Below are 24884 nucleotides of genomic sequence, written 5' to 3' on the forward strand. Positions count from 1 at the left end.
CGGCGTCAGCGCAGCGGCGTGCCGGCCGCCGCGGGCTGGGGCGCCGCCGTGTCGGCCGGCGTCGCGGGCGCGACCTTCTCGAGGCAATAGCCGAGGCCGCGCACGGTCGAGATCCGCACGCCGCTCGGTTCGATCTTCTTGCGCAGCCGGTGCACGTAGACTTCGATCGCGTTGTTGCTGACTTCCTCGCCCCATTCGCACAGGTGATCGACGAGCTGTTCCTTCGACACGAGGCGGCCGATCCGCTGCAGCAGCACCTCGAGCAGGCCGAGTTCGCGCGCGGAGAGATCGAGCACGTGATCGTTCGCGTACGCGATGCGCCCGACCTGGTCGAACGCGAGCGAGCCATGGCGCACGACGGTCGGGCCGCCGCCGGCGCCGCGCCGGGTCAGCGCGCGCACGCGCGCCTCGAGCTCGTTGAGCGCGAACGGCTTGGCCATGTAGTCGTCGGCGCCGAGATCGAGCCCCTTCACGCGTTCGTCGACGCTGTCGGCGGCGGTCAGGATCAGCACGGGCAGATTGGAATTGCGCGCGCGCAGGCGCTTGAGCACGTCGAGACCGGACATTTTCGGCAGCCCGAGATCGAGGATCAGCAGGTCGAAAGTCTGCATCGACAGCGCGGTGTCGGCGTCGACGCCGCTCTTCACGTGATCGACGGCATAGCCCGATTGGCGGAGTGACCGGGTGAGGCCGTCCGCGAGTATGCTGTCGTCTTCGGCGATGAGGATTCGCATGTTGCTGACCGATGGCCGGCGGGCGTGCATGCCGGCGCGGCTGTCTCCGAAATTATCCGTGTACGACGCAGCCTGCATTGCGGGCTTGCATAAAACACTGTTTTTTTATACAGTGTCTGCATTCGTGGGCAGCGCTTGAAGCGGGCGCGCCTCTGACAGACGCTGCTCATCATAGCAAAGGACGATTCATGGAAGATAGCAAGAAGGGCTCCGGGATGACCGCCGAGAAGAGCAAGGCGCTGGCGGCCGCACTCGCACAGATCGAGAAGCAGTTCGGCAAAGGGTCGATCATGCGGATGGGCGACGGCGAAGCGAAGGAAGACATCCAGGTCGTCTCCACGGGCTCGCTGGGTCTCGATATCGCGCTCGGCGTCGGCGGCCTGCCGCGCGGCCGGGTGGTCGAGATTTACGGTCCGGAATCGTCCGGTAAAACCACGCTCACGCTGCAGGTCATCGCCGAACTGCAGAAGCTGGGCGGCACGGCTGCCTTCATCGACGCCGAGCACGCGCTCGACGTCCAGTACGCGTCCAAGCTCGGCGTCAATGTGCCGGAACTGCTGATCTCGCAGCCGGATACCGGCGAGCAGGCGCTGGAAATTACCGACGCGCTGGTGCGCTCGGGTTCGATCGACATGATCGTCATCGACTCGGTCGCGGCGCTCGTGCCGAAGGCCGAAATCGAAGGCGAAATGGGCGATTCGCTGCCGGGTCTGCAGGCGCGCCTGATGTCGCAGGCGCTGCGCAAGCTCACCGGCACGATCAAGCGCACGAACTGCCTCGTGATCTTCATCAACCAGATCCGGATGAAGATCGGCGTGATGTTCGGCAACCCCGAAACCACGACGGGCGGCAACGCGCTCAAGTTTTATGCGTCGGTGCGCCTCGACATCCGCCGGATCGGCTCGATCAAGAAGAACGACGAGGTGATCGGCAACGAAACCCGCGTGAAGGTCGTCAAGAACAAGGTGTCGCCGCCGTTCCGCGAGGCGATCTTCGACATCCTGTATGGTGAGGGCATTTCGCGTCAGGGCGAGATCATCGATCTCGGCGTGCAGGCGAAGATCGTCGACAAGGCCGGCGCCTGGTACAGCTACAACGGTGAGAAGATCGGCCAGGGCAAGGACAACGCGCGTGAATTCCTGCGCGAAAATCCGGAAATCGCGCGCGAGATCGAGAACCGCATCCGCGAATCGCTCGGTGTCGTCAGCATGCCCGATGGCGTAGGCAACGAAGCCGAGGCGTTGGACGAAGAAGAGTAATGGTTGTGCGCCGAGGTCAGACTGGCGAGCCGGCGGAGCGCGACATGCCCGAAAGGGCGGGGCGCACCGGCCGGCGAGCCGGGTCCTCGGGCGCCGACCGGCGTGACGCAGGCGGCAACGCCGCGAACCGCACCGCGACGAGGGCATCCGACGATGCCCTCGTTTCGTTTGAGATTGCCGCACCGGACGATCCGTTCGACGACGACGAGTCGTTCGACGCACACGATCGCTCGCGCCGTCGCGTGTCCGGTGTCCGCTTCCCGGGCGATCGCCCAGCCGATTCGCCCGCGGCAGAAGATGTCTATACGCGCAGCAGCCAGCATCCGCGCCGTACACGCCGTGCAGCCGGTGTGTCGTCGGGCGCTGCTTCGAGCGACGCGCCGGGCGCCGGCGAGCGCAAGTCGTCGAAGCCGCCGCGCTCATTGAAGGGGCGCGCGCTCGGCTATCTGTCGAGGCGCGAATACAGCCGCGCGGAGCTCGCGCGCAAGCTCGCACCCTACGTCGGCGAGGACGAATCCGTCGAGCCGGTGCTCGATGCGCTGGAAAAGGAAGGCTGGCTGTCCGACGCGCGCTTCGCCGAGAGCCTCGTGCATCGTCGCGCGTCGCGCGTCGGCGTCGCGCGCATCGTCAGCGAATTGAAGCGCCATGCGGTCGGCGACGGCCTCGTCGAAGAGGTGCATGCCCAATTGCGCGAGACCGAATTGACGCGCGCGCAGGCCGTCTGGCGCAAGAAATTCGGTGCACTGCCGCAAACGCCCGCCGAGCGCGCGAAGCAGGCGCGTTTCCTTGCCGCGCGCGGCTTCTCGAGTGCGACCATCGTGAAGTTGCTGAAAATCGGCGACGATTTCCCGATCGACGACTGACGCGCCCGGTCGCGCGCGTGGCGCGCGATTTTGCTGCATTGCAACCGCTTCCGGCAGGCGGGAATACCCGCCGTCGCGGCAAACTGTCTCAAATACCCAATATGCTAAAATCCACGGGTTTTCCTCTTCGGCCTCAACCTCCAGCATGCCGCTATCCGAGCCCGTGCCCCGTCAGTTGCGACATCGACGCGCAATCCGAGCGGAAGCCTACGAGCGCGGCGACGGCTTGTGGGACATCGAAGCCTGCCTGACCGACCACAAGCCGCGCGATGTCGCGCTTGCGTCGGGCATCCGGCCCCAGGGCCTGCCGATCCACGAACTCTGGCTGCGCGTGACCATCGATCGTGACCTCAATGTCGTCGACGCCGAAGCGTCTTCGGAATGGGTGCCCTATCCCGGTCACTGTCAATCCGCCACTCCCGCCTATCGGGCCCTCGTCGGGCTCAATCTCTTCCGCAATTTCCGCCGCAACGCGAACCGGCTGCTCGCCGGCGTCGCAGGCTGTTCCCATCTCACCGAACTGTGCGCCGTGCTGCCGACGGCCGCGATCCAGGCGTTCGCCGGTGACGTGTGGAACGTGCGCGAGGAGGGCGGCGAAGGGCCGGCCCATGACGGCGTGCACGCCGAACCGCCGTTCCAGCTCGGCCGCTGCCGCGCGCTGCGATTCGACGGCGAGGTCGTGCGGCAGTACTACCCGCGCTGGTATGGCCCGATTCGGCCGGATCTGCCCGGTGAAGGCAGCACGAAGGAATGAACGGAAATCATTCGAAGAAGCGTCTCAAGCGACATTTCATCCAACTCTCAGACTGAAGGGAATCACGCATGAAGATTCACGAGTACCAGGGTAAGGAAATCCTGCGGAAATTCGGCGTCGCGGTACCGCGCGGCAAGCCGGCGTTCTCGGTGGACGAGGCCGTCAAGGTGGCGGAAGAGCTCGGCGGCCCGGTTTGGGTCGTGAAGGCTCAGATTCACGCGGGTGGCCGTGGCAAGGGCGGCGGCGTGAAGGTGGCGAAGTCGATCGAGCAGGTGCGCGAATACGCGAGCCAGATCCTCGGCATGCAGCTCGTCACGCACCAGACGGGCCCGGAAGGCCAGAAGGTCAACCGCCTGATGATCGAGGAAGGCGCCGACATCAAGCAGGAACTGTATGTCAGCCTCGTCGTCGACCGCATCTCGCAGAAGATCGTGCTGATGGGTTCGAGCGAAGGCGGCATGGACATCGAAGAAGTCGCCGAAAAGCACCCGGAACTGATCCACAAGGTCATCGTCGAGCCGTCGACGGGCCTGCTGGACGCCCAGGCCGACGACCTCGCCGCGAAGATCGGCGTGCCGGCCGCTTCGATTCCGCAAGCACGCGCGATCCTGCAAGGTCTGTACAAGGCATTCTGGGAAACCGACGCATCGCTGGCTGAAATCAACCCGCTGAACGTCTCCGGCGACGGCAAGGTCACCGCACTCGACGCGAAGTTCAACTTCGACTCGAACGCGCTGTTCCGCCACCCGGAAATCGTCGCGTACCGCGATCTGGACGAAGAAGATCCGGCTGAAATCGAAGCGTCGAAGTTCGACCTCGCGTACATCTCGCTCGACGGCAACATCGGCTGCCTCGTGAACGGCGCAGGCCTCGCGATGGCGACGATGGACACCATCAAGCTGTTCGGCGGCGAGCCGGCGAACTTCCTGGACGTCGGCGGTGGCGCGACGACCGAGAAGGTCACCGAAGCGTTCAAGCTGATGCTGAAGAACCCGGACCTGAAGGCGATCCTCGTGAACATCTTCGGCGGCATCATGCGCTGCGACGTGATCGCGGAAGGCGTGATCGCCGGTTCGAAGGCCGTGAACCTGAACGTGCCGCTCGTCGTGCGCATGAAGGGCACGAACGAAGACCTCGGCAAGAAGATGCTGGCCGATTCGGGCCTGCCGATCATCTCGGCCGACAGCATGGAAGAGGCTGCGCAGAAGGTCGTCGCGGCTGCCGCAGGCAAGTAAGCGCGCTCAATGAACACGCATGGCGGCGCGGTTAGCTCGCGACGCCAATCGAACAGAGGTCAAAATACATGTCGATTCTGATCAACAAGGACACGAAGGTCATCACGCAGGGCATTACCGGCAAAACCGGTCAGTTCCATACGCGCGCCTGCCGTGAATACGCAAACGGCCGCGAAGCATTCGTCGCGGGCGTGAACCCGAAGAAGGCCGGCGAAGATTTCGAAGGCATTCCGATCTACGCGAGCGTCAAGGAAGCGAAGGCGGAAACCGGCGCGACCGTGTCGGTCATCTACGTTCCGCCGGCAGGCGCAGCGGCTGCGATCTGGGAAGCGGTCGAAGCCGACCTCGATCTCGCGATCTGCATCACGGAAGGCATCCCCGTCCGTGACATGATCGAAGTGAAGGACCGCATGCGTCGCGAAGGCCGCAAGACGCTGCTGCTCGGGCCGAACTGCCCGGGCACGATCACGCCGGACGAACTGAAGATCGGCATCATGCCGGGCCACATCCACCGCAAGGGCCGCATCGGCGTCGTGTCGCGTTCGGGCACGCTGACGTATGAAGCCGTTGCGCAACTGACGGCACTGGGCCTCGGCCAATCGTCGGCAGTCGGTATCGGCGGCGACCCGATCAACGGTCTGAAGCACATCGACGTGATGAAGATGTTCAACGACGATCCGGATACGGATGCGGTCGTGATGATCGGCGAAATCGGCGGTCCGGACGAAGCCAATGCCGCCGAGTGGATCAAGGACAACATGAAGAAGCCGGTCGTCGGCTTCATCGCCGGCGTCACGGCGCCTCCGGGCAAGCGCATGGGCCACGCCGGCGCGCTGATCTCGGGCGGTGCGGATACGGCCGAAGCGAAGCTGGAAATCATGGAAGCGTGCGGCATCACCGTCACGCGCAACCCGTCGGAAATGGGCCGTCTGCTGAAGAAGGCGCTGTAATAATTCCCGTCGGGCTCGTCCTGCAGAAAACGCCGGCTTTGCCGGCGTTTTTTGTTATGCTCGCGCAATGAATTCGTAAGCACCGGGCATGCGTCCTGCATGTGCCGGCGATGAACCGGGTCGCCCGCGAGGCGGCCGCCGTCCTGTCCTCACCGCCATGCTCGAATTCCTGACCTCGCTGCACTGGGGCGCCATTCTCCAGATCGTCATCATCGATATCCTGCTCGGCGGCGACAACGCGGTCGTGATCGCGCTTGCGTGCCGCAACCTGCCGGCGAACCAGCGGCTGCGCGGGGTCGTCTGGGGCACCGCGGGGGCGATCCTGCTGCGTGTCGCGCTGATCACGTTCGCGGTCGCGCTGCTCGACGTGCCGTTCCTGAAGCTCGGCGGCGGGCTGCTGCTGCTGTGGATCGGCATCAAGCTGATGGCGCCGGCCGCCGACGCGCACGACGACATCAAGCCGGCCGACCGGCTGTGGGACGCCGTCAAGACGATCGTGATCGCCGATGCGGTCATGAGCCTCGACAACGTGATCGCGATCGCCGGCGCCGCCGAGCAGGCCGATCCGTCGCACCGGATCGCGCTCGTGATCTTCGGGCTCGTCGTCAGCGTGCCGATCATCGTATGGGGCAGCACGCTGGTGCTGAAGCTGCTCGATCGTTTCCCGGTCGTCGTGGCGTTCGGCGCCGGGCTGCTCGGCTGGATCGCGGGCGGGCTGATCGTGAACGACCCGGTCGGCGATCGCTGGCCGGTGCTCGATACGCCGTCGGTGGTATACGGCGCGAGCATCGCCGGCGCGCTGTTCGTCGTCGCGATCGGTTACGCGCTCAGGAAACGCCGCAGCGTGCCCCACGCGCACTGACGGCTGACTGGCCATCCGGCCGACTGTCGGCCTCGCGGCCTGCTGGCTACGATCGAGACGCCTGCCTGTATCGGCAGGCGTTTTTCGTTTCCGGAGCCTGTCATGTTCGAAGCCTTTTCCGTTTCCCTGTTCCGTCGCGTTGCCGCCGATCTCCGGCGCGCGAGTCGGCCGTCGCCGCGCTGGCGGCCGGCCGGCTTCACGCTGATCGAACTGATGATCGTGCTCGCGATCGTCGGCGTCGTCGCGGCCTATGCGATTCCCGCGTACCAGGATTACCTCGCGCGGTCGCGCGTCGGCGAGGGGCTTGCGCTCGCGTCGTCCGCGCGGCTCGCGGTCGCCGACAATGCCGCGAGCGGTGCGAGCCTCGACGGCGGCTATAGCCCGCCTGCCGCGACCCGCAACGTCGAATCCGTCGCGATCGACGGCGCGACCGGCCAGATCACGGTCGCGTTCACCACCCGCGTCGCCGCGGCCGGCGCAAATACGCTGGTGCTCGTGCCGTCTGCGCCGGACAAGGCCGATGCGCCCACCGCGCGCGTGCCGCTCAAAAAGGGGACGATACAGGCGGGCGCGATTGCATGGGAATGCTTCGCCGCCGGCAAGGACGCGTCGTCGCTGCCGGCGCCGGGCGCGGGGCCGTTGCCGGCCGCCGCCGCGACGCTGCCCGCGAAATATGCACCGGCGGAGTGCCGCGCATAAGGCTGGGCAGAGGGAGGGCGGCCGCGCATGCGGCCTGCCGCCCGCCGATTCGGCCGGCGGGGGCTGCGGCCCCGCGCCGGCTCGCGGAGCGACAGCCCCGCACAGAGCAGGGAAAGTTTTGTATAGTGCGCCGGTTGCTGACATCCGGTTCGCTCATGCCTTCTACTTTTTCCCGTTCGTTGTCGCTCGTTGCGCTGGCTGTCGCCCTGATCGTGCCGTACGCGATCACGAATCACACGTATCCGATCCCGACCTTCTATTCCGAGTTTTCCGCACTGGTGCTGTATCTGCTGGTGGGCGTATCCGTCGTGCTGCTTGCGCGCACCGGCCGCCCGACCCAGCCGTTTGCCGCGCCGGCTGCGTTCGTCGCGCCGCTCGGCTTCGCGGCGGTGTTGATCGCGCAGGTCGCGCTGATCCCGCTCAAGGTGCCGTCGATGAACTGGCTGGCGGTCGGTTATCTCGCGGCCGCGCTGGTTGCCATGCAGGCCGGCTACGCGCTGGTGCGCGACGGCATGGCGGAAACCGTGTCGCGGATGATGGCCGGTGCGCTGCTCGTCGGCGGCGTGTTCGCCGTCGGTACCCAGATCGTGCAGTTGTTCCACCTCGAGTCGGCCGTGTCGCCGTTCGTCGTGGTGTACAACATCGCGGTCGACCGCCGTCCATACGGCAACATGGCGCAGGCGAATCACCTGGCCAGCTACATCGCCTTTGCGCTCGCGGGCGCGCTGTATCTGGTGCAGACTCGCCGGCTCGCGGTGTGGGCGTGGCTCGCGCTGTCGCTCGTGCTGTCGGTCGGTCTCGCGCTGACGGTGTCGCGCGGGCCGTGGCTGCAGGTCGCGGTGATGGTCGTCGCGGGCTTCTGGATGGCGTGGGTCGAATCGCGCCGCACGCCGGGCAATGCGCGTGCGTGGCTGATACCTGTCGTGCTCGCCGTCGCGTTCGTCGCGGTGAACGTCGCGGTGCGCTGGGCCAACGTGCACTACCACCTGAATCTCGCGGAGTCGGCCGCCGACCGGATGCGCGATGCCGGGCAGATCGCGCCGCGCCTCGCGTTGTGGAAGTACGGGCTCGCGATGTTCCGCGAGCATCCGCTGCTCGGGGTCGGTTGGGGCGAATTCCCGTCGCATCAGTTTGCGCTCGTGCGCACGCTCGGCGGCGTCGAGATCGCGAACAATTCGCACGACATCTTCATCGACCTGCTCGCGAAGTCCGGTCTCGTCGGGCTCGGCGTGCTCGCCGTCGCGCTCGTCACGTGGTTCGTGCGCGCGGTGCGGGGGCCGCAGTCGAGCATGCGCGTGTTCGGCTTCGCGCTGATCGGCATCCTGCTGATGCATGCGCTCGTCGAATATCCGCAGCAATACATGTTCTTCCTGCTGCCGGCGATGTTCGTGATCGGGCTGCTCGAGGTGAAGCCGCTGCGCATCCTGCCGGGGCGTGCGGCATTCGGGCTGTTCGCGGTGCTGTCGTTCGGCGGCGTGCTGGCGGCGGTGCCGGTGCTGCGCGACTACCAGCGCGCGGAAGTGCTCTATTACGGCAGCAGCCCGGCCGCGCAGTACCGCGATGCACCGTCGCTGCTGTTCGGCGCGTGGGGCGATTACGGTGCGGCGACGCTGCTCCCGATTTCGCCGGACGATTTGCCGGCCAAGCTCGCCGCGCACGAGCGCGCGATCGCGCTGCTGCCGGGCGAGACGGTGCTGCGCCGCTACGCGGTACTGCAGGCGCTGGCCGGCCGCGAAGCCGACGCCCTCGATACCGTCGCGCGCCTGCACGTGTTTGCGAAGGAATTGAAGGACTGGCCGACGCAGCTCGCGGCGTTGTACAAGCTGTGCGACCAGCAACCGGGGCTGAAGTCGTTCAAGGCGGCGGTGGTCGCGAAGTACGGCGAGGCGCCGGCCGATGCGGACGACGAATCGGACGACGACGAGTAAGGTCGCGGCGTCCGGCGTGTCCGGTCTGCGTACACATTCCGATTGCGCCGTTCGGTGCGTGGCCGCCGGTTTACATTGCGGGTCGATCGCGTCGTTATGGACGGTTAACGATATCGCCATCGTTCACAGAACCTTATCGTTTTGCGATCGAGCAAATGGCGGACATCGTCGCCGACCGGCATGGAGCGAACTGGCGAAGCCGTGTGCAGCGGGTGGGCTCGATCGATTGCCCCGGCAACATGCCCGTGCGGGAGATGCGACGAGCGTCCGCGACCTACGAAAATGGAGAATGAACATGCGTGAACTGACTTCGGTGGAAGTGCTGAACGTGTCGGGGGCTTGGGCGAAGAGCCTGGAAGACGCGGCGCGTGGCGCCGCGCTCGGCGCTGTCGCGGGCGGAGCGATTGGCATGACGCTCGGCGGCAAGTGGGGCGGCGCGGGAGGCTGGGGCTTCGGTGCGTTGGCTCAACTTGTGGGTTATGCGGTGACCCCGTTGGTCGCTACCGTGTGGGGCGCGATCGGCGGTGCGATCGTCGGCGGCGATGAAGCGCTGCCGATCATCAAGGACATCCTGCACACTTCGCTGCCGAGCGTCGCGGGCGGCTCGCCGAACCACGGCACGCTCGCCTGATCCATCTAGCGAGTGATGTGGTCCGGGGCACCGATTGGCGCTCCGGTGTCGTGCCGACGTTCTGCTTCCCGGTTTTCGCTCGCGTTCCTCTCGCGCTTGTTTCCGCAACGCATTCCCGTCGCACGCATCTGCTGCGCAATGGCCGTGCGTCAAGTATTGTCAAATGAATGCCGTTATCAGGATAAGCGCATGCACAATACGCGCAGCGTTCGCATTCGACGATGCGGGCGGGCTTCGTACATCCGAACCTGCGACGGACCGCGACGGCGCGGGCGAGGTCTGCATGACCGGAATGAGCGCGTCAATCGGCTGGGCGTATCGTGTTGCGCAGCGCGCATGCGCGATCCCGTGTCCGCAGCCGGTGCGATTGCGTCCCGAGCAACGCTGAATAACGACATTCGACCATGCTGATACGCACGAGTTACCTGTACCCGGCCGTTTCTGCCGTGCTGCTGTCCGGCTGCGCGATGCTGTCTTCGTCGCAGGAAAGCAAGCTGACGTGCCACATTCCGCGCGCCGTCTATCCCGATAGCGCGAAGCCGCTCACGCGTCCGATCACCGTGCTCGTGCGCGCGTTGATGACGACCTCGGGCGAAGCGCAGAACGTCACCGTGACGACGAGCAGTCGCAATGCCGCGGCAGACCGCGCGGCCGTCGACGCGATGACACACGCGACGTGCGCGCAGACCGGCGCTACCGCGAATCCATTCTTGCTGACGCAACCATTCGTGTTCGAGCCGCGTCGCGGCGAGTAATCGATCCACGGTGCGGCGTGCCCGCCGCGTTTCCCGCTTGGGATGTCGGGCACGAGTTTTCGTATGCCGGTCGTCGGATTTCCGGTGATTTCGTCAGATGACGAAGACGCTGAGGCGATCGGTGTGGTAGGGGTGAAAGGATTTGTAAATCAAAGACTTAATTGTCCGCCTTCCAGTCCCCCGACTTCCCGCCGCGCTTTTCCCGCACGCTCACGTCCGTGATCACCATCCCGCGATCGACCGCCTTGCACATGTCGTAGACGGTCAGCAGTCCGACCTGGACGGCCGTCAGCGCTTCCATCTCGACGCCGGTCCGGCCGAACGTCTCCACCTGCGCGACGCAATGCACGCCCGGCAGCGCGTCGTCGAGTTCGAAGTCGACGGCCACGCGCGTCAGCGCGAGCGGGTGGCACAGCGGAATGAGATCGGCCGTGCGCTTCGCGCCCTGGATCGCCGCGATGCGCGCGACGCCGAGCACGTCGCCTTTCTTGGCCTTGCCGTCGCGAATCAGCGCGAACGTGGCCGGCAGCATCCGGATCGTGCCGCGCGCGATCGCGATGCGTTGCGTTTCCTGCTTGCCGCCGACGTCGACCATGTGGGCGTGGCCGGCGGCGTCGAAATGGGTGAGTCCTGACATGGCTTCCTCTAGTGGAACGGCGTGCGCGCGCACGTGCCTCGATCCTGCTTCGCGATCGGGGGCCACCGGATTCCATACCGGCGCGACGAACCGATCCAACCTCTCAACGGGCGCCTATCATAGCAGCGGCGTTCGCGTTGCCGCAGGCGCAGATGACGCATGCGCGGCACGGGACAGTCGTCGCGGCGCCGGTACAATGACCCGAATATTCAGACCAAACGCCGCGCTGCGCGCCGGGTGCGCGGGACGGCGTCGTTTTCATCCTGCCATGCGTGTCAAACAGTTGCTTGCCGTGTCGCTGTCGGCGGCGCTCGCGCTGCCGCCGGGCGGCCATGCACAGAGCGCATCCGCGCCGCCGCTCGAGCCGGCGGGCGGCGCGGCGTCGATTTCCACCGTGCCGTCCGGCATCGCGACCGGCGTGTTCGGCACGTACGGCGGCGCGGAGAGCCGGTTTTCGGACGCGGGCGGTGCGTCGGCGCCGGTCGCGAGCCTGCGCGCGCCGCTGCGTGCGCTGGAGCTGCCCGATCTCGGCGACGGCTCCGGCGGTTCGCTGACGCCGCGAGCCGAGCGCCGGCTCGGCGAGCGCGTGATGCGCGAAGTGCGGCGCGATCCAGACTATCTCGACGACTGGCTCGTGCGCGACTACCTGAATGCGATGGCGGCGCGGCTCGCGGCCGCGGCGACGGCGCGCTACATCGGCGGCTACACGCCGGACTTCGACCTGTTCCCGGTGCGCGATCCGCAGATCAATGCGTTCTCGATGCCGGGCGGCTTCATCGGGATCAACAGCGGGCTGGTGGTGACGACGCAGACGGAGTCGGAGCTCGCATCGGTGGTCGGCCACGAGATGGGCCACGTGCTGCAGCGGCACATCGCGCGGATGATCGGCGCGAGCGAGAAGACCGGCTATACGGCGCTCGCGACGATGCTGCTCGGCGTGCTGGCCGGCGTGCTCGCGCGCAGCGGCGATCTCGGCAGCGCGATCGCGATGGGCGGGCAGGCGTATGCGGTCGACAACCAGTTGCGCTTCTCGCGGTCGGCCGAGCGCGAGGCCGACCGCGTCGGCTTCCAGTTGCTCGCGGGGGCCGGCTACGACCCGTACGGGATGCCGGGCTTCTTCGAGCGGCTCGATCGTGCGTCGATGGGCGATGCGGGCGTGCCGGCCTATGCGCGCACGCACCCGCTGACCGGCGAGCGGATTGCCGACATGGAGGACCGTGCGCGGCGCGCGCCGTACCGGCAGCCGCGCCAGTCGGCCGAATACGGGTTCGTGCGCGCGCGGCTGCGCGTCCTGCAGAACCGGGCGCCGACCGACATCTCGGCCGAGGCGCGCCGGATGCAGCTCGAGATCGACGATCGCACGGCGCCGAACGTCGCGGCGAACTGGTACGGCATCGCGCTCGCGAACACGCTGCTCGGCCAGTACGACGCGGCGGACAAGGCGCTCGCGTCGGCGCGCAGCGCGTTCGATGCGCGCGAGCGGCGCGACGACGATCCGGCGAGCAGTTCGCCGAGCCTCGACGTGCTGGCCGCCGACATCGCCCGCCGCGCGGGCCGAACCGACGACGCGGTACGGCTCTCGGCGCTCGCGCAGCGGCGCTGGCCGGCGTCGCACGCGGCGATCGTCGCGCACCTGCAGGCGCTGATCGCCGCCCGCCGCTTCGCCGAAGCGCAGACGCTCGCACGGGCGCAGGCCAAGGCCGACCCCGAACAGCCGGACTGGTGGGATTACCTCGCGAAGGCGAGCGACGGCAAGGGCGACGTGCTCGCGCGGCGCCGGGCGCTGGCGGAGAAACTGGCGCTCGACGGCGCGTGGCCGTCGGCGATCCGGCAACTGAAGGAAGCGCGCGACGCGAAGGACGTATCGTTCTACGAGCAGTCGATCATCGGCGCGCGGCTGCTGGAATTCGAGGCGCGCTACAAGGAAGAGCGCGACGACGAGAAGAACGGGCGCGGATAGCGGCCCGTCGGGCGGGCAGGCGTGACACGAGTGACACGCGGGCTACGGCGATCGCACGTCAGCGGCCGTCGTTCGACGCATCGCGCGCCCGCTGCGCAGGACTCGCGACGAATCCGAACGTCGCCGGCACGTCGGCGCGAGCGAGCTGGCCGAGCGTCAGCGTGCGCCCGTCGCGCCAGCGCAGCACGGGCGGTGTCGCGTCGAAGTCCGCATGATCGGCAAACAAGCCGAGGTCGTGATCGTGCAGCGCCGCGATGCGTGCGGGAGGACCGGCATCGCGAAACAGCACGCCGCCGCCGTCGTCGAGCCAGACCGCGTCCGGTTCGAACGGGGCGCCCGTCTGGTCGGTGAGCGCAAGCTGCCCGTCGCGTTCGGCGAGCCGCGCGACCCACGGCGTATACGCGAGCTCGACGTACACGCGCTGCGGCCCGTTCTGGAAGAACCACTGGCCGTGCTCGTCGCACGCGTAGTTGCGGCCGATGAACGCGTTCAGTGCCGCATGCCGGATCGGCGAGCCGAGCTCGCCGGCCGCCTGCGCCGCGTCGTCGCGCAGCCGCCAGGCGCCGCGCCGGTCGAGCAGCAGCCAGCCGGTGCAATCCGGCACGTTCGGCCATTTGGCGAGCGCCTGCCTGACGATGTCATCCATGGTCGACGAATTTCGAGCAATAGCCGAACACCCGCGCCGACAGCCAGTCGAGGCGGCCGGGGAACGGCCCGGTCATGAAGCCCGCGTGACCGCCGTGCGCGGGCTGGTCGAGCTCGACGGCCGGCGACACGTCGGCGGGGCCCGGCAGCGCCGATTCGGGCAGGAACGGATCGTTGCGGGCGTTGAGGATCAGCGTCGGCACGTCGATCGCGGGCAGCAGCGGCCGGGTCGTCGCCTTCGTCCAGTAGTCGTCCGCGTTCGCGAAACCGTGCAGCGGCGCGGTCACGACCTCGTCGAAGTCGCGCATCGTCACGGCCTGCAGCATCGCTTCGCGGTCGAACAGCCCCGGATACTGGTCGAGCTTGGCGAGCGCCTTGCGCTTGAGCGTCTTCAGGAAGCTGCGCGTATAGACCATCGCGAACCCCTGCGACAGCGCGCGACCACCGGCGTGCACGTCGATCGGCGTGGAGATCGCGGCGGCGGCATGCACGATCGACGTGTCGCTGCGGTGCTCGCCGAGCCAGCGCAGCAGCACGTTGCCGCCGAGCGACACGCCGGCCGCGACCAGCGGCCCGCGATGCTGCGCGGCGAGCCGGCGCAGGATCCAGTCGACCTCGGCGCTGTCGGCGAGATGGTAGAAGCGCGGCTGGCGGTTGATCTCGCCGCTGCAACTGCGGAAGTGCGGGACGACCGCGTGCCACCCCTTCGCGCGCGCGGCCGCCATCATCGCGAGCGCGTAGTGCGAGCCGGAGCTGCCTTCGAGGCCGTGGAACAGCACGAACAGCGGCGCGTCGGGCGCCGGCGCCGCGCTGTCGAGATGCGCGACCCAGTCGAGATCGATGAAGTCGTGGTCGGGGGTTTCCCATCGCTCTCGCCGGTAAGCGACAACCGGACGCCGCGCGAACAGCGCGGGCACGATGGTTTGCACATGGCTGTTGGGCAGCCAGCGCGGCGCGCGATAGCGCAATGAATCGTCGTCGGGGGCCGGGGCCCCGGTCAGCGGCGAGGTGGGCGGAGAAGCCGTACTCATGATCGCCCCGCTAATGCGTTGCTTCGTTCTTCGTCAGTGCAGCGGACCCTGCCCGTGACGGATCTTCGCGGCGAATTGTCCGGCCGCTTGTTCAGGAATCGGGCTCGCGTGGATGTGCGCGATACGCCACTCGCCGCGTTCGTGAATCATCACGTACGTCGCGAAAACCATGTCGGGTTCGGCCGTCAGGTCGGCCTGCTGATGCGCTTCGGCGATCGTGTAGACGACCGTGCCGAGGCTGTCGTACACGCGGATGTCGAGCGGCTCGATCGTGACCGGGCGCGTCGCGAGCCGGTTGGCGAGCCCGCCGCGGATCTGGTCGAGGCCGTGCAGATGCTCGCCGTCCGCCCATACGCAGCTGGCGAAATCCTCGTCGATCCACAACGCCAGCAGCGCGTCGAGATTGGCATCCGCGACGGCCTGGTAGTAGGCGTTCAGCGTATCGGCAGCGGCTTCGAAAAGGCGGGCAAAACGTGGCATCGGGGTTGTCTCTCGCGCGCATCGCGCGCCGTATTCAGCATGGCGGCCCGGATCGAGCCGCCGCGCACCGGTGAATCGGATTGCCCGGCGCGCCGTGCGACGCCGCCGGTCAGGGTCAGCGCTGCCCGACGAGCATGCCGCGCAAATCGCCGAATACCTGCTCGGGACCGAGTTCGCGCAGGCACTGGAGGTGGCCGAGCGGGCACTCGCGTTCGAAGCAGGGACTGCATTCGAGATGCAGCCATTGTACCTTCGCCAGGTCCGACAGCGGAGGGGTGTGGCGCGGATCGGTCGATCCGTACAACGCGACGAGCGGCCGGCGCAGCGCGGCGGCGACGTGCATCAGCCCCGAATCGTTGGTGACGACGGCGTTCGCGCGCGCGATCAGCGCGCACGCCTCGGACAGCGACGTCTGCCCGCACAGGTTGCGCACGTTCGGCGCGTGGTCGGCGATCGCCTGCGCGGCCGCGGCATCCTTCTGCGAGCCGAGCGCGACGATCTGCGTATACGGGAACGACTGGTGGACGATGGTCGCGAGCGACGCGAAATGCTCGGGCGGCCAGCGCTTGGCCGGACCGTACTCGGCGCCGGGGCAGAACACGACGAGCGGCTTGCGCGTATCGAGATTGAAGCGGGCGGACACGCGCGCCGTCTCGTTCAGGTCGGCGTCCAGGCGCGGCGCGGGCAGCGTCTTCATCGACTCGGGCAGCTTCGCCCCCGGTGCGTAGGCGAGCGCCGCGTAGTGGGTCGTCATCGGCGGCCGCTCGCCCGACTTGGCTGGATTCGCGTGCCGCACGTTCAGCAGCCCGTAGCGATGCTCGCCCGTATAGCCGATCCGCAGCGGGATGTTCGCGAGCCACGGGATCACCGCGGACTTCAGCGAATTCGGCAGCACGTACGCCGCGTCGTAGCCGACGTCGCGCAGGTCGCTCGCGAGCTGCCAGCGGCGCAGCAGCTGCAGCTTGCCGTGCGCGAGATCGGTCGCGTAGACATCGTGGATCTCGGGCATCCGCTCGAGCACGGGCGCGACCCACGAGGGTGCGACGGCATCGATCGCGATGCGGGGATGGAGCTTTCTCAGCAGCGCAAAAAGCGGCTGCGCCATCAATGCGTCACCGATCCAGTTCGGTGCGATAACCAGCGCTCGACGCATCAGGTCGACTTCCGATGTCGTAATGAAGCACGGCGCGCGGGCGCCGCGTTCGGGTTGCCAGAATGGGGAAGGGCGGCGCGCCGGACCTCCGGCTGCGCCGCCTTGCGGATCGAAGGCCCTCGGGCCCGGCCGGCGGGGCTCAGTGGCCCTTGACGACCTCGCCGTCGCGCAGCTTGTAGCGCGTGCCGCAGTACGGGCAGCGCGCCTCGCCGTGCGACACGTCGATGAACACGCGCGGGTGCGCATTCCAGCGCGTCATGGCCGGGTTCGGGCAGTAGGCGGGAAGATCCTTGGCCGTCAGCTCGACCAGCGGCATTTCCTTGATTTCACTCATGAGACTTTCTCTTATCACTCTTGTGTGGGGCGGTCGGTCGCGCGGCGCGCTCAGACCTTCGTCAGCCAGTGCGCGTACTTCGCGTTCTTGCCCGACACGATATCGAAAAACGCCGACTGGAGCTTTTCCGTGACGGGGCCGCGCGCGCCGCTGCCGATCGTGCGGTTGTCGAGCTCGCGGATCGGCGTGACTTCGGCGGCCGTGCCGGTGAAGAACGCTTCGTCGGCCGTGTAGACCTCGTCGCGCGTGATGCGCTTCTCGATCACGTCGATGCCGGCGTCCTTCGCGAGCGTGATGACCGTGTCGCGCGTGATGCCGTCGAGGCACGACGACAGGTCGGGCGTGTACAGCTTGCCGTTGTTCACGAGGAAGAAGTTCTCGCCGGAGCCTTCGGACACGTAGCCGTCGACGTCGAGCAGCAGCGCTTCGTCGTAGCCGTCGGCCGTCGCTTCCTGGTTCGCGAGAATCGAGTTCACGTACCAGCCCGACGCCTTCGCGCGCACCATCGACACGTTCACGTGGTGGCGCGTGAACGACGACGTCTTCACGCGGATGCCCTTCGCGAGGCCTTCTTCGCCGAGGTACGCGCCCCACGGCCACGCGGCGATCGCGACGTGGATCGTGTTGCCCTTCGCGGCCACGCCGAGCTTTTCCGAGCCGACCCAGATGATCGGGCGCAGGTAGCACGACTCGAGCTTGTTCTCGCGCACGACCGCGAGTTGCGCGGCTTCGAGCGTTTCGCGGTCGAACGGCACGTCCATCTGGAAGATCTTCGCCGAATTCAGCAGACGCTTGGTGTGCTCGCGCAGGCGGAAGATCGCGGTGCTGCCGTCGGCCGCCTTGTACGCGCGTACGCCCTCGAAGACGCCCATGCCGTAGTGCAGCGTGTGGGTCAGGACGTGGATCTTGGCGTCGCGCCAGTCGATCAGCTTGCCGTCCATCCAGATCTTGCCGTCGCGGTCGGCCATTGACATAGGATTCTCCTGGAAGCGGTGGGGTGCTGCGGGTTGTATGCAGCGTTGAGCCGGAAAGACGCTTATTTTAGCGTCATTTGGCGGCGATCCGGTCGGTCGGCACAGGGTCGGGGCTATAATCGGCCGGTACCGATTCCAATAACGACGGGCCTTGCCGGCGGGAGACGCCGGCGCCCGGACGAACCGCCCGCTGCGGCCCGCCTTTCCCATGCTCGCTCGATTGTCCGCCACCGACCGCTTCGCGCTGATCCAGGGCGCGCGCGACTATTCCCCGACACTGATGGCGATCCTGTCCTGGGGCCTCGTCACCGGCATCGCGATGAGCAAGTCGGTGATGACGCTCGGGCAGGCGAGCGCGATGTCGCTGTTCGTCTACGCGGGCTCGTCGCAGCTCGCGGTGCTGCCGCTCCTCGCGGCGAAGCTGCCGATCTGGACCGTGCTGCTCACGGCCGCGATGGTCAACCTGCGCTTCGTGATCTTCAGCGCCGGGCTGGCGCCCCATTTTTCCTACCTGCCGCTGTGGCGGCGCGTCGCGATCGGCTATTTCAACGGCGACGTGATCTACCTGCTGTTCCAGAAACAGGGCTTCGCATACGGCCGCGTGCCGGGCAAGGAGGCGTATTTCTGGGGGATGGCGCTTGCGAGCTGGGCGTCGTGGCAGGTGTCGTCGCTCGCCGGCATCCTGCTCGCGAGCCTCTTTCCCGCGAGCTGGGGGCTGGAGCTGGCCGGCACGCTCGCGCTGATCCCGATCATGGTGTCGGCGGTCGCGAACCGTTCGACGCTCGCGGCCGTCGCGGTCGCCGGGATCGTGTCGCTGATCGCGTTCGACCTGCCGTACCGGCTCGCGCTGCCGCTGGCGGTGTTCGCCGCGCTGGCGGCCGGCTGCGCGGCCGATTTCTTCGTCGAGCGCGCCGACTGGCGGCGCATCCGTACCGAAACCGTGCACGAAAAGGACATTGAATGAACGCGACCGAGATCTGGATCGTCATCGTCGGAATGACGATCGTCACGGCCGTCACGCGCGCGCTGTTCCTGATCGGCGGCGAGCGCACCGTGCTGCCCGAACGCGCGCAGCGCGCGCTGCGCTACGCGCCGGCCGCCGCGCTGGTCGCCGTCGTGCTGCCCGACGTGCTCGAAACGCCGGCGGGGCTGTCGTTCGGGCTGTCCAATCATCCGCTCTACGCGGCGCTCGCCGGCCTCGGCTGGTTTTTGTGGCGGCGCAGCATGCTCGGCACGATCGTCGTCGGCATGCTCGTGTTCACCGCGCTGCGCCTGATCTTCTGACGATTCGCCGCCCGGGCCGGCCGCGCGCCGACTGGAGTGGCCCGGACGTTGCTGCGTCGCAGCATCATGGCGCCGGTCGCACGCGATCCCAAATAGGCGGAATTCGCCGCCGCACGGGTCAGTCTGCCGGATGGATCGGCTAGAATGCCCGTTCGAGATTTTTTACCCGTGCGCGTCATGCGAACCGCCAGCCACGGCCGCATCCGGCGCCCTTTCGCGGCAGCCCGCGCACGTCCAGCGTGAACCCCCTTTCCCCATCCACTACTTCAATCTGTTCAACATGAGCCAAGTCAAGCGTCTCACCGACCTGATCGCCGCCGGCCAGCTCGCCGGCAAGCGGGTGTTCATCCGTGCCGACCTGAACGTCCCGCAGGACGATCACGGCAACATCACCGAGGACACGCGCGTGCGCGCGTCCGTGCCGGCCATCCGGGCCGCGCTCGACGCCGGCGCGGCCGTGATGGTCACGTCGCACCTCGGCCGTCCGACCGAAGGCGAATTCAAGCCGGAAGACTCGCTCGCGCCGGTCGCGAAGCGTCTGGGCGAACTGCTCGGCCGCGACGTGCCGCTCGTGTCGAACTGGGTCGAGAACGGCGTGAACGTCGCGCCGGGCCAGGTCGTGCTGCTCGAGAACTGCCGCGTGAACAAGGGCGAGAAGAAGAATTCGGACGAGCTCGCGCAGAAGATGGCGAAGCTCTGCGACGTGTACGTGAACGACGCGTTCGGCACCGCGCACCGCGCGGAAGCGACCACGCACGGGATCGCGAAGTACGCGCCCGTCGCGTGCGCGGGCCCGCTGCTGGCGGCCGAACTCGACGCGCTCGGCAAGGCGCTCGGCAACCCGGCGCGCCCGCTGGTCGCGATCGTCGCCGGTTCCAAGGTGTCGACCAAGCTGACCATCCTGAAGTCGCTGGCCGGCAAGGTCGACCAGTTGATCGTCGGCGGCGGCATCGCGAACACGTTCATGCTCGCGGCCGGCCTGTCGATCGGCAAGTCGCTCGCGGAAGCCGATCTCGTCGCCGAGGCGAAGGCGATCATCGACGAAGCGCGCGAGCGCGGCGCGTCGGTGCCGATCCCCACCGACGTCGTCACCGCGAAGGAATTCTCGCCGACGGCCGCGGCCACGGTGAAGCAGGTCGCCGACATCGAAGCGGACGACATGATCCTCGACATCGGCCCCGATACGGCCAAGGCGCTCGCCAGCCAGCTCGAGAAGGCCGGCACGATCGTCTGGAACGGCCCGGTCGGCGTGTTCGAGTTCGACCAGTTCGGCAACGGCACGAAGACGCTCGCCGAAGCGATCGCCAAATCGTCCGCGTTCTCGATCGCGGGCGGCGGCGACACGCTCGCGGCCATCGCGAAGTACGGCATCCACGACCAGGTCAGCTACATCTCGACGGGCGGCGGCGCCTTCCTCGAGTTCCTCGAGGGGAAGAAGCTGCCGGCAGTGGAAGTGCTCGAAACGCGGGCGGCCTGAGCGTGGCGGCGCGCGCAGGGGCGACGAAGGCCGCGCGCTCCGCGAAAGCGGAGCAGCCGGCCGGCGCGGGCAAGCGCAAACGCGCGCCCGCGCGGGCGAACACCGCCCCGCGCGCACCGACGGCCGCCGGCGACGCGGCCGTGCAGCACCACGAGATTCAGAACAAAGCGATGCCGGGCGCAAGCACCGGCACGCTCCCCGGAGCGGCCGCCGCTGGGCCTGCCGCTTCCGGCTCTCGCAGCGTTTCACCCAGCGCATCCACCTTGATCCAGATGAGGAGTTTCATGCAGCGCGCCACCAAGATAGTCGCCACGATCGGCCCGGCCTCCAGTTCGCCGGAGACTCTGCTGCAGATGATGCAGGCGGGCCTCGACGTCGTGCGGCTCAATTTTTCGCACGGCACGGCCGACGATCACCGCCAGCGCGCCGAAATGGTGCGCGAGGCCGCCCGCAAGGTCGGCCGCGAGATCGCGATCATGGCCGACCTCCAGGGCCCGAAGATCCGCGTCGGCAAGTTCGAGAACGGCAAGACCACGCTCGTGCCGGGGCAGCCGTTCATCCTCGATGCGGGCTGCGAACTCGGCAACGACGAGCGCGTCGGCCTCGACTACAAGGAACTGCCGCGCGACCTGAAGCCGGGCGACCTGCTGCTGCTGAACGACGGGCTGATCGTGCTGACCGTCGAGCGCGTGCTCGGCGACGAGATCCACACGACCGTCAAGGTGGGCGGCGAGCTGTCGAACAACAAGGGGATCAACCGCCAGGGCGGCGGCCTGTCGGCGCCCGCGCTGACCGCGAAGGACATGGAGGACATCCGCACCGCGATGTCGCTCGGCGCGGACCTGGTGGCCGTGTCGTTCCCGAAGAACGCCACCGACATGGAAATGGCGCGCCAGCTCGCGAACATCGCGGGTGCGCCGTACGGCATCAAGCCGAAGATGATCGCGAAGATCGAGCGCGCGGAAGCGATTCCGGCGCTGCAGAGCATCCTCGACGCATCCGACGGCATCATGGTCGCGCGCGGCGACCTCGCGGTGGAAGTGGGCAACGCGGCCGTGCCGGCGTTGCAGAAGCGGATGATCCGGATGGCGCGCGAGTCGAACAAGCTCGTGATCACCGCGACGCAGATGATGGAATCGATGATCTACGCACCGGTGCCGACCCGCGCGGAAGTGTCGGACGTCGCGAACGCGGTGCTCGACGGCACCGACGCGGTGATGCTGTCGGCCGAGACGGCCGCCGGCAAGTACCCGGTCGTCACGATCGAGACGATGGCGGCCGTGTGCGTCGAGGCGGAAAAGTCGGAGCACGTCGAGCTGGACAAGGATTTCCTCGACCGCACGTTCACGCGGATCGACCAGTCGATCGCGATGGGCGCGCTGTTCACGGCGTATCACCTCGGCGCGAAGGCGATCGTCGCGCTGACCGAATCGGGCGCGACCGCGCTGTGGATGTCGCGCCACTACACGCACGTGCCGATCTTCGCGCTGACGCCGCGCGTCGGCAGCGAGCGCACGATGGCGCTGTACCGCAACGTGACGCCGCTGCACGTCGACTTCAACAGCGACCGCGATTCGGCGCTGCAGGCGGCGCTCGAGATCGTCGTCAAGCAGGGTTACGTGCAGCACGGCGACATGGTCGTGCTGACCGTCGGCGAGCCGATGGGGCAGGCGGGCGGCACCAACACGCTGAAGATCGTGCGGGTCGGCGAGCATTATTGAGCGTCGCCCGAGCCGCATCGAGCCGGCTCGCGGCCTGCGGCCCGGATCGGCCGGAATTGATCTGGCACCGTTTTTGCGCGAAAGCCGCGCGGGGTCCGAAGCCCCGCGCGGCTTTTTTTCTCCTTTTTGGCCGGATTGTGCCGTGCGAACGTAACAAATTGCGAGCGGGCGCTACCGGGCGGTCGGAATCGGAGGCGCTTCGCGATAAAATGCGGCTATTCGACGCTCAGCCGCGCCGTGCCGCCCCGGTCTGGACCGGGAGCGAGCGCCGCGCCGGCGTCAGGGCGCACCGGTTTTCATTCCAAGGAGTTCCACAATGCCTCTCGTATCAATGCGTCAATTGCTGGACCACGCGGCAGAGCACGGTTACGGCCTGCCGGCCTTCAACGTGAACAACCTGGAGCAGGTCCAGGCGATCATGGCGGCGGCGGATCAGGTCGGCGCGCCCGTGATCATGCAGGCATCGGCCGGCGCGCGTAAGTATGCGGGCGAGCCGTTCCTGCGCCACCTGATCGAAGCGGCGGTCGAATCGTATCCGCACATTCCGGTCGTGATGCACCAGGATCACGGCCAGTCGCCGGCGGTCTGCACGGCCGCGATCCGCAGCGGCTTCACCAGCGTGATGATGGACGGTTCGCTCGAAGCCGACGGCAAGACGGTCGCGTCGTACGAGTACAACGTCGACGTGTCGCGCAAGGTCGTCGAGATGGCGCACTCGATCGGCGTGACGGTCGAAGCCGAGCTCGGCGTGCTGGGCTCGCTCGAGACGATGAAGGGCGACAAGGAAGACGGCCACGGCGCGGAAGGCACGATGACCCGCGAGCAGCTGCTGACCGATCCGGAGCAAGCCGCCGACTTCGTGAAGCTCACGCAGTGCGATGCGCTCGCGATCGCGATCGGCACGTCGCACGGCGCGTACAAGTTCTCGAAGAAGCCGACGGGCGACATCCTGTCGATCCAGCGCATCAAGGAAATCCACGCGCGCATCCCGAACACGCACCTCGTGATGCACGGTTCGTCGTCGGTGCCGCAGGAACTGCTGGCCGAGATCCGCGAATTCGGCGGCGACATGAAGGAAACCTACGGCGTGCCGGTCGAGGAAATCCAGGAAGGCATCAAGCACGGCGTGCGCAAGATCAACATCGACACCGACCTGCGTCTCGCGATCACCGGCGCGATCCGCCGCTACCTGTTCGAGAATCCGGGCAAGTTCGATCCGCGCGACTACCTGAAGCCCGCGCGCGAAGCCGCGAAGAAGGTATGCGTCGACCGTTACCTCGCGTTCGGCTGCGAAGGCCAGGCCGGCAAGATCAAGCCGGTGTCGCTCGACAAGATCGCCGAGCAGTACAAGTCGGGCGCGCTCGCACAGGTCGTGCGCTGAGACTGTAGTACGATTGCCCCGCCCGGTTCTGCCGCCGGGCATGGGCGGGCCGCCAGGCCGGCCGGATCCGGTCCGGCCCCGGCGGCCGTTCCGTCCGGCCGAACGAGGGCCGGCCGGCAGCCGTCCGGGCGCTGCGCCCGCCGGTTCGCCGACGTATTGCAAGACCGCCGTTCCCGCCTGCCGCGGGGAACGGCGTTTCCCTTTTTGTTTGGCTCCTTATCTGCGAAAAGACGATGTCTACCCTTTACGAATCCACGCTCCGCTCGCTGCCGCTCCTCGGTCGCGGCAAGGTTCGCGATAACTACGCGGTCGGCAACGACAAGCTCCTGATCGTCACGACCGATCGCCTGTCGGCCTTCGACGTGGTGATGGGCGAGCCGATTCCGAACAAGGGCCGCGTGCTGAACCAGATGGCGAACTTCTGGTTCGACAAGCTCGCGCACATCGTGCCGAATCACCTGACGGGCGACGCGCCGGAAGCGGTCGTCGCGGCCGACGAGGTCGAGCAGGTGAAGGGCCGCGGCGTGGTCGTCAAGCGTCTCGAGCCGATCATGATCGAAGCGGTCGTGCGCGGCTACCTGGCCGGCAGCGGCTGGAAGGAATACCAGGCGTCGGGCGCCGTGTGCGGCGTGCAGCTGCCGGAAGGCCTGCAGAACGCACAGAAGCTGCCCGAGCCGATCTTCACGCCGGCCGCGAAGGCCGAGATGGGCGAGCACGACGAGAACATCACGTTCGAGGAAACCGAGCGCCGCATCGGCACCGAGCTGGCCGCGACGATCCGCGACATCTCGATTCGCCTGTACAAGGAAGCGGCCGATTATGCGGCGACGCGCGGCATCATCATCGCCGACACGAAGTTCGAATTCGGCCTCGACAACCACGGCAAGCTGTACCTGATGGACGAAGTGCTGACCGCCGATTCGTCGCGCTTCTGGCCGGCCGACCAGTACGAAGTCGGCACGAACCCGCCGTCGTTCGACAAGCAGTTCGTGCGCGACTGGCTCGAGGCGCAGCCGTGGGGCAAGACGGCGCCGGCGCCGGCGCTGCCGGCCGACGTCGTCGAGAAGACGGCCGCGAAGTACCAGGAAGCGCTCGAGCGCATCACGGGCCAGGCGCTCGCCTGACGGAGCTTTGCAT

26 protein-coding genes are annotated in these 24884 nt (G+C 67.4%); 17 read left to right on the forward strand and 9 right to left on the reverse strand.

Annotation, left to right across the window (positions count from 1 at the left end; genetic code table 11):
• Nucleotides 1-5: 5 nt before the first annotated feature.
• On the reverse strand, nucleotides 6-734 hold the full coding sequence (locus WT53_RS26405; RefSeq protein ID WP_006497347.1) for a response regulator transcription factor: 729 nt from the start codon (nucleotides 732-734) through the stop codon (nucleotides 6-8).
• 188 nt (nucleotides 735-922) lie between these two features.
• Here WT53_RS26405 and recA point away from each other — a divergent pair, with 188 nt between their 5' ends.
• The 10 genes from recA to WT53_RS26455 all read left to right on the forward strand — a co-directional run bounded on the left by recA (nucleotide 923) and on the right by WT53_RS26455 (nucleotide 10670).
• Nucleotides 923-1993 carry a recombinase RecA gene (gene recA / locus WT53_RS26410; RefSeq protein ID WP_034208299.1) on the forward strand — a complete coding sequence of 357 codons (1071 nt, stop codon included), beginning with the start codon at nucleotides 923-925 and terminating at the stop codon, nucleotides 1991-1993.
• Entirely contained in the window at nucleotides 1993-2856 is an 864-nt protein-coding gene (recX, locus tag WT53_RS26415; RefSeq protein WP_034208298.1) for a recombination regulator RecX, read from the forward strand. The genes recA and recX overlap by 1 nt, the downstream gene beginning before the upstream one ends.
• 145 nt (nucleotides 2857-3001) lie before the next feature.
• Nucleotides 3002-3610, forward strand: coding sequence for a DUF2889 domain-containing protein (locus WT53_RS26420; protein WP_034208297.1), 609 nt, complete (start codon nucleotides 3002-3004; stop codon nucleotides 3608-3610).
• Nucleotides 3611-3678: 68 nt separating this feature from the next.
• Nucleotides 3679-4845, forward strand: a complete 1167-nt coding sequence (sucC, locus tag WT53_RS26425; RefSeq protein WP_034208296.1) for an ADP-forming succinate--CoA ligase subunit beta — start codon at nucleotides 3679-3681, stop codon at nucleotides 4843-4845.
• A gap of 68 nt (nucleotides 4846-4913) precedes the next feature.
• Nucleotides 4914-5795, forward strand: coding sequence for a succinate--CoA ligase subunit alpha (gene sucD, locus WT53_RS26430; RefSeq protein WP_006477916.1), 882 nt, complete (start codon nucleotides 4914-4916; stop codon nucleotides 5793-5795).
• A gap of 157 nt (nucleotides 5796-5952) precedes the next feature.
• On the forward strand, nucleotides 5953-6657 hold the full coding sequence (locus tag WT53_RS26435) for a TerC family protein (RefSeq protein ID WP_034208295.1): 705 nt from the start codon (nucleotides 5953-5955) through the stop codon (nucleotides 6655-6657).
• Nucleotides 6658-6759: 102 nt separating this feature from the next.
• Complete coding sequence (locus tag WT53_RS26440; RefSeq protein ID WP_034208294.1) at nucleotides 6760-7356, forward strand: pilin; 597 nt, start codon at nucleotides 6760-6762, stop codon at nucleotides 7354-7356.
• Nucleotides 7357-7511: 155 nt separating this feature from the next.
• Nucleotides 7512-9284 carry a Wzy polymerase domain-containing protein gene (locus WT53_RS26445; protein WP_034208757.1) on the forward strand — a complete coding sequence of 591 codons (1773 nt, stop codon included), beginning with the start codon at nucleotides 7512-7514 and terminating at the stop codon, nucleotides 9282-9284.
• Nucleotides 9285-9579: 295 nt separating this feature from the next.
• Entirely contained in the window at nucleotides 9580-9915 is a 336-nt protein-coding gene (locus tag WT53_RS26450) for a hypothetical protein (protein WP_155294478.1), read from the forward strand.
• Nucleotides 9916-10319: 404 nt separating this feature from the next.
• Nucleotides 10320-10670, forward strand: coding sequence for a TonB family protein (locus WT53_RS26455; RefSeq protein WP_034208293.1), 351 nt, complete (start codon nucleotides 10320-10322; stop codon nucleotides 10668-10670).
• 157 nt (nucleotides 10671-10827) lie between these two features.
• Here the strand turns inward: WT53_RS26455 and moaC are convergent, their stop codons facing one another.
• Nucleotides 10828-11307, reverse strand: a complete 480-nt coding sequence (gene moaC / locus WT53_RS26460; protein ID WP_034208292.1) for a cyclic pyranopterin monophosphate synthase MoaC — start codon at nucleotides 11305-11307, stop codon at nucleotides 10828-10830.
• A gap of 268 nt (nucleotides 11308-11575) precedes the next feature.
• On the opposite strand from moaC, the gene WT53_RS26465 reads away from it, so the two are divergent.
• Nucleotides 11576-13267, forward strand: a complete 1692-nt coding sequence (locus WT53_RS26465; protein ID WP_060262284.1) for a M48 family metalloprotease — start codon at nucleotides 11576-11578, stop codon at nucleotides 13265-13267.
• Nucleotides 13268-13325: 58 nt separating this feature from the next.
• Here the strand turns inward: WT53_RS26465 and WT53_RS26470 are convergent, their stop codons facing one another.
• The 6 genes from WT53_RS26470 to WT53_RS26495 form a co-directional block, all read right to left on the reverse strand.
• Nucleotides 13326-13913 carry a DUF2946 family protein gene (locus WT53_RS26470; protein WP_060262286.1) on the reverse strand — a complete coding sequence of 196 codons (588 nt, stop codon included), beginning with the start codon at nucleotides 13911-13913 and terminating at the stop codon, nucleotides 13326-13328.
• Nucleotides 13906-14943, reverse strand: coding sequence for a hydrolase (locus WT53_RS26475; RefSeq protein WP_059780555.1), 1038 nt, complete (start codon nucleotides 14941-14943; stop codon nucleotides 13906-13908). Before WT53_RS26475 ends, WT53_RS26470 begins: the two co-directional genes overlap by 8 nt.
• A gap of 33 nt (nucleotides 14944-14976) precedes the next feature.
• Nucleotides 14977-15423, reverse strand: a complete 447-nt coding sequence (locus tag WT53_RS26480; protein ID WP_006477934.1) for a nuclear transport factor 2 family protein — start codon at nucleotides 15421-15423, stop codon at nucleotides 14977-14979.
• 115 nt (nucleotides 15424-15538) lie between these two features.
• Complete coding sequence (gene waaF, locus WT53_RS26485) at nucleotides 15539-16576, reverse strand: lipopolysaccharide heptosyltransferase II (protein WP_059780556.1); 1038 nt, start codon at nucleotides 16574-16576, stop codon at nucleotides 15539-15541.
• A gap of 139 nt (nucleotides 16577-16715) precedes the next feature.
• Nucleotides 16716-16910, reverse strand: a complete 195-nt coding sequence (locus tag WT53_RS26490) for a zinc-finger domain-containing protein (protein ID WP_006482499.1) — start codon at nucleotides 16908-16910, stop codon at nucleotides 16716-16718.
• A 50-nt stretch (nucleotides 16911-16960) separates the two neighbouring features.
• Nucleotides 16961-17884 carry a branched-chain amino acid transaminase gene (locus WT53_RS26495; protein WP_059780557.1) on the reverse strand — a complete coding sequence of 308 codons (924 nt, stop codon included), beginning with the start codon at nucleotides 17882-17884 and terminating at the stop codon, nucleotides 16961-16963.
• A 208-nt stretch (nucleotides 17885-18092) separates the two neighbouring features.
• Here WT53_RS26495 and WT53_RS26500 point away from each other — a divergent pair, with 208 nt between their 5' ends.
• The 3 genes from WT53_RS26500 to WT53_RS26510 all read left to right on the forward strand — a co-directional run bounded on the left by WT53_RS26500 (nucleotide 18093) and on the right by WT53_RS26510 (nucleotide 20645).
• Complete coding sequence (locus WT53_RS26500) at nucleotides 18093-18848, forward strand: AzlC family ABC transporter permease (RefSeq protein ID WP_034208286.1); 756 nt, start codon at nucleotides 18093-18095, stop codon at nucleotides 18846-18848.
• Nucleotides 18845-19168 carry an AzlD domain-containing protein gene (locus WT53_RS26505; RefSeq protein WP_059504578.1) on the forward strand — a complete coding sequence of 108 codons (324 nt, stop codon included), beginning with the start codon at nucleotides 18845-18847 and terminating at the stop codon, nucleotides 19166-19168. Before WT53_RS26500 ends, WT53_RS26505 begins: the two co-directional genes overlap by 4 nt.
• A 280-nt stretch (nucleotides 19169-19448) precedes the next feature.
• Nucleotides 19449-20645 (forward strand): phosphoglycerate kinase, encoded by a 1197-nt coding sequence (locus WT53_RS26510; protein WP_034208284.1) that lies wholly within the window; start codon nucleotides 19449-19451, stop codon nucleotides 20643-20645.
• A 157-nt stretch (nucleotides 20646-20802) separates the two neighbouring features.
• On the opposite strand, the gene WT53_RS34255 is transcribed toward WT53_RS26510, so the two are convergent.
• Entirely contained in the window at nucleotides 20803-20931 is a 129-nt protein-coding gene (locus WT53_RS34255) for a hypothetical protein (protein WP_023476234.1), read from the reverse strand.
• Here WT53_RS34255 and pyk point away from each other — a divergent pair.
• From pyk to WT53_RS26525, 3 genes are all read left to right on the forward strand, one after another.
• Nucleotides 20930-22366 (forward strand): pyruvate kinase, encoded by a 1437-nt coding sequence (gene pyk, locus WT53_RS26515; RefSeq protein ID WP_034208283.1) that lies wholly within the window; start codon nucleotides 20930-20932, stop codon nucleotides 22364-22366. The two genes, WT53_RS34255 and pyk, sit on opposite strands and share 2 nt — an antisense overlap.
• Nucleotides 22367-22682: 316 nt before the next feature.
• Nucleotides 22683-23747, forward strand: a complete 1065-nt coding sequence (gene fba, locus WT53_RS26520) for a class II fructose-bisphosphate aldolase (protein ID WP_006481730.1) — start codon at nucleotides 22683-22685, stop codon at nucleotides 23745-23747.
• A gap of 233 nt (nucleotides 23748-23980) precedes the next feature.
• Nucleotides 23981-24871, forward strand: a complete 891-nt coding sequence (locus tag WT53_RS26525; RefSeq protein WP_034208282.1) for a phosphoribosylaminoimidazolesuccinocarboxamide synthase — start codon at nucleotides 23981-23983, stop codon at nucleotides 24869-24871.
• Nucleotides 24872-24884 lie beyond the last annotated feature (13 nt).

The organism is Burkholderia sp. MSMB2157WGS (genome assembly GCF_001532755.1).
Lineage (GTDB): Bacteria > Pseudomonadota > Gammaproteobacteria > Burkholderiales > Burkholderiaceae > Burkholderia.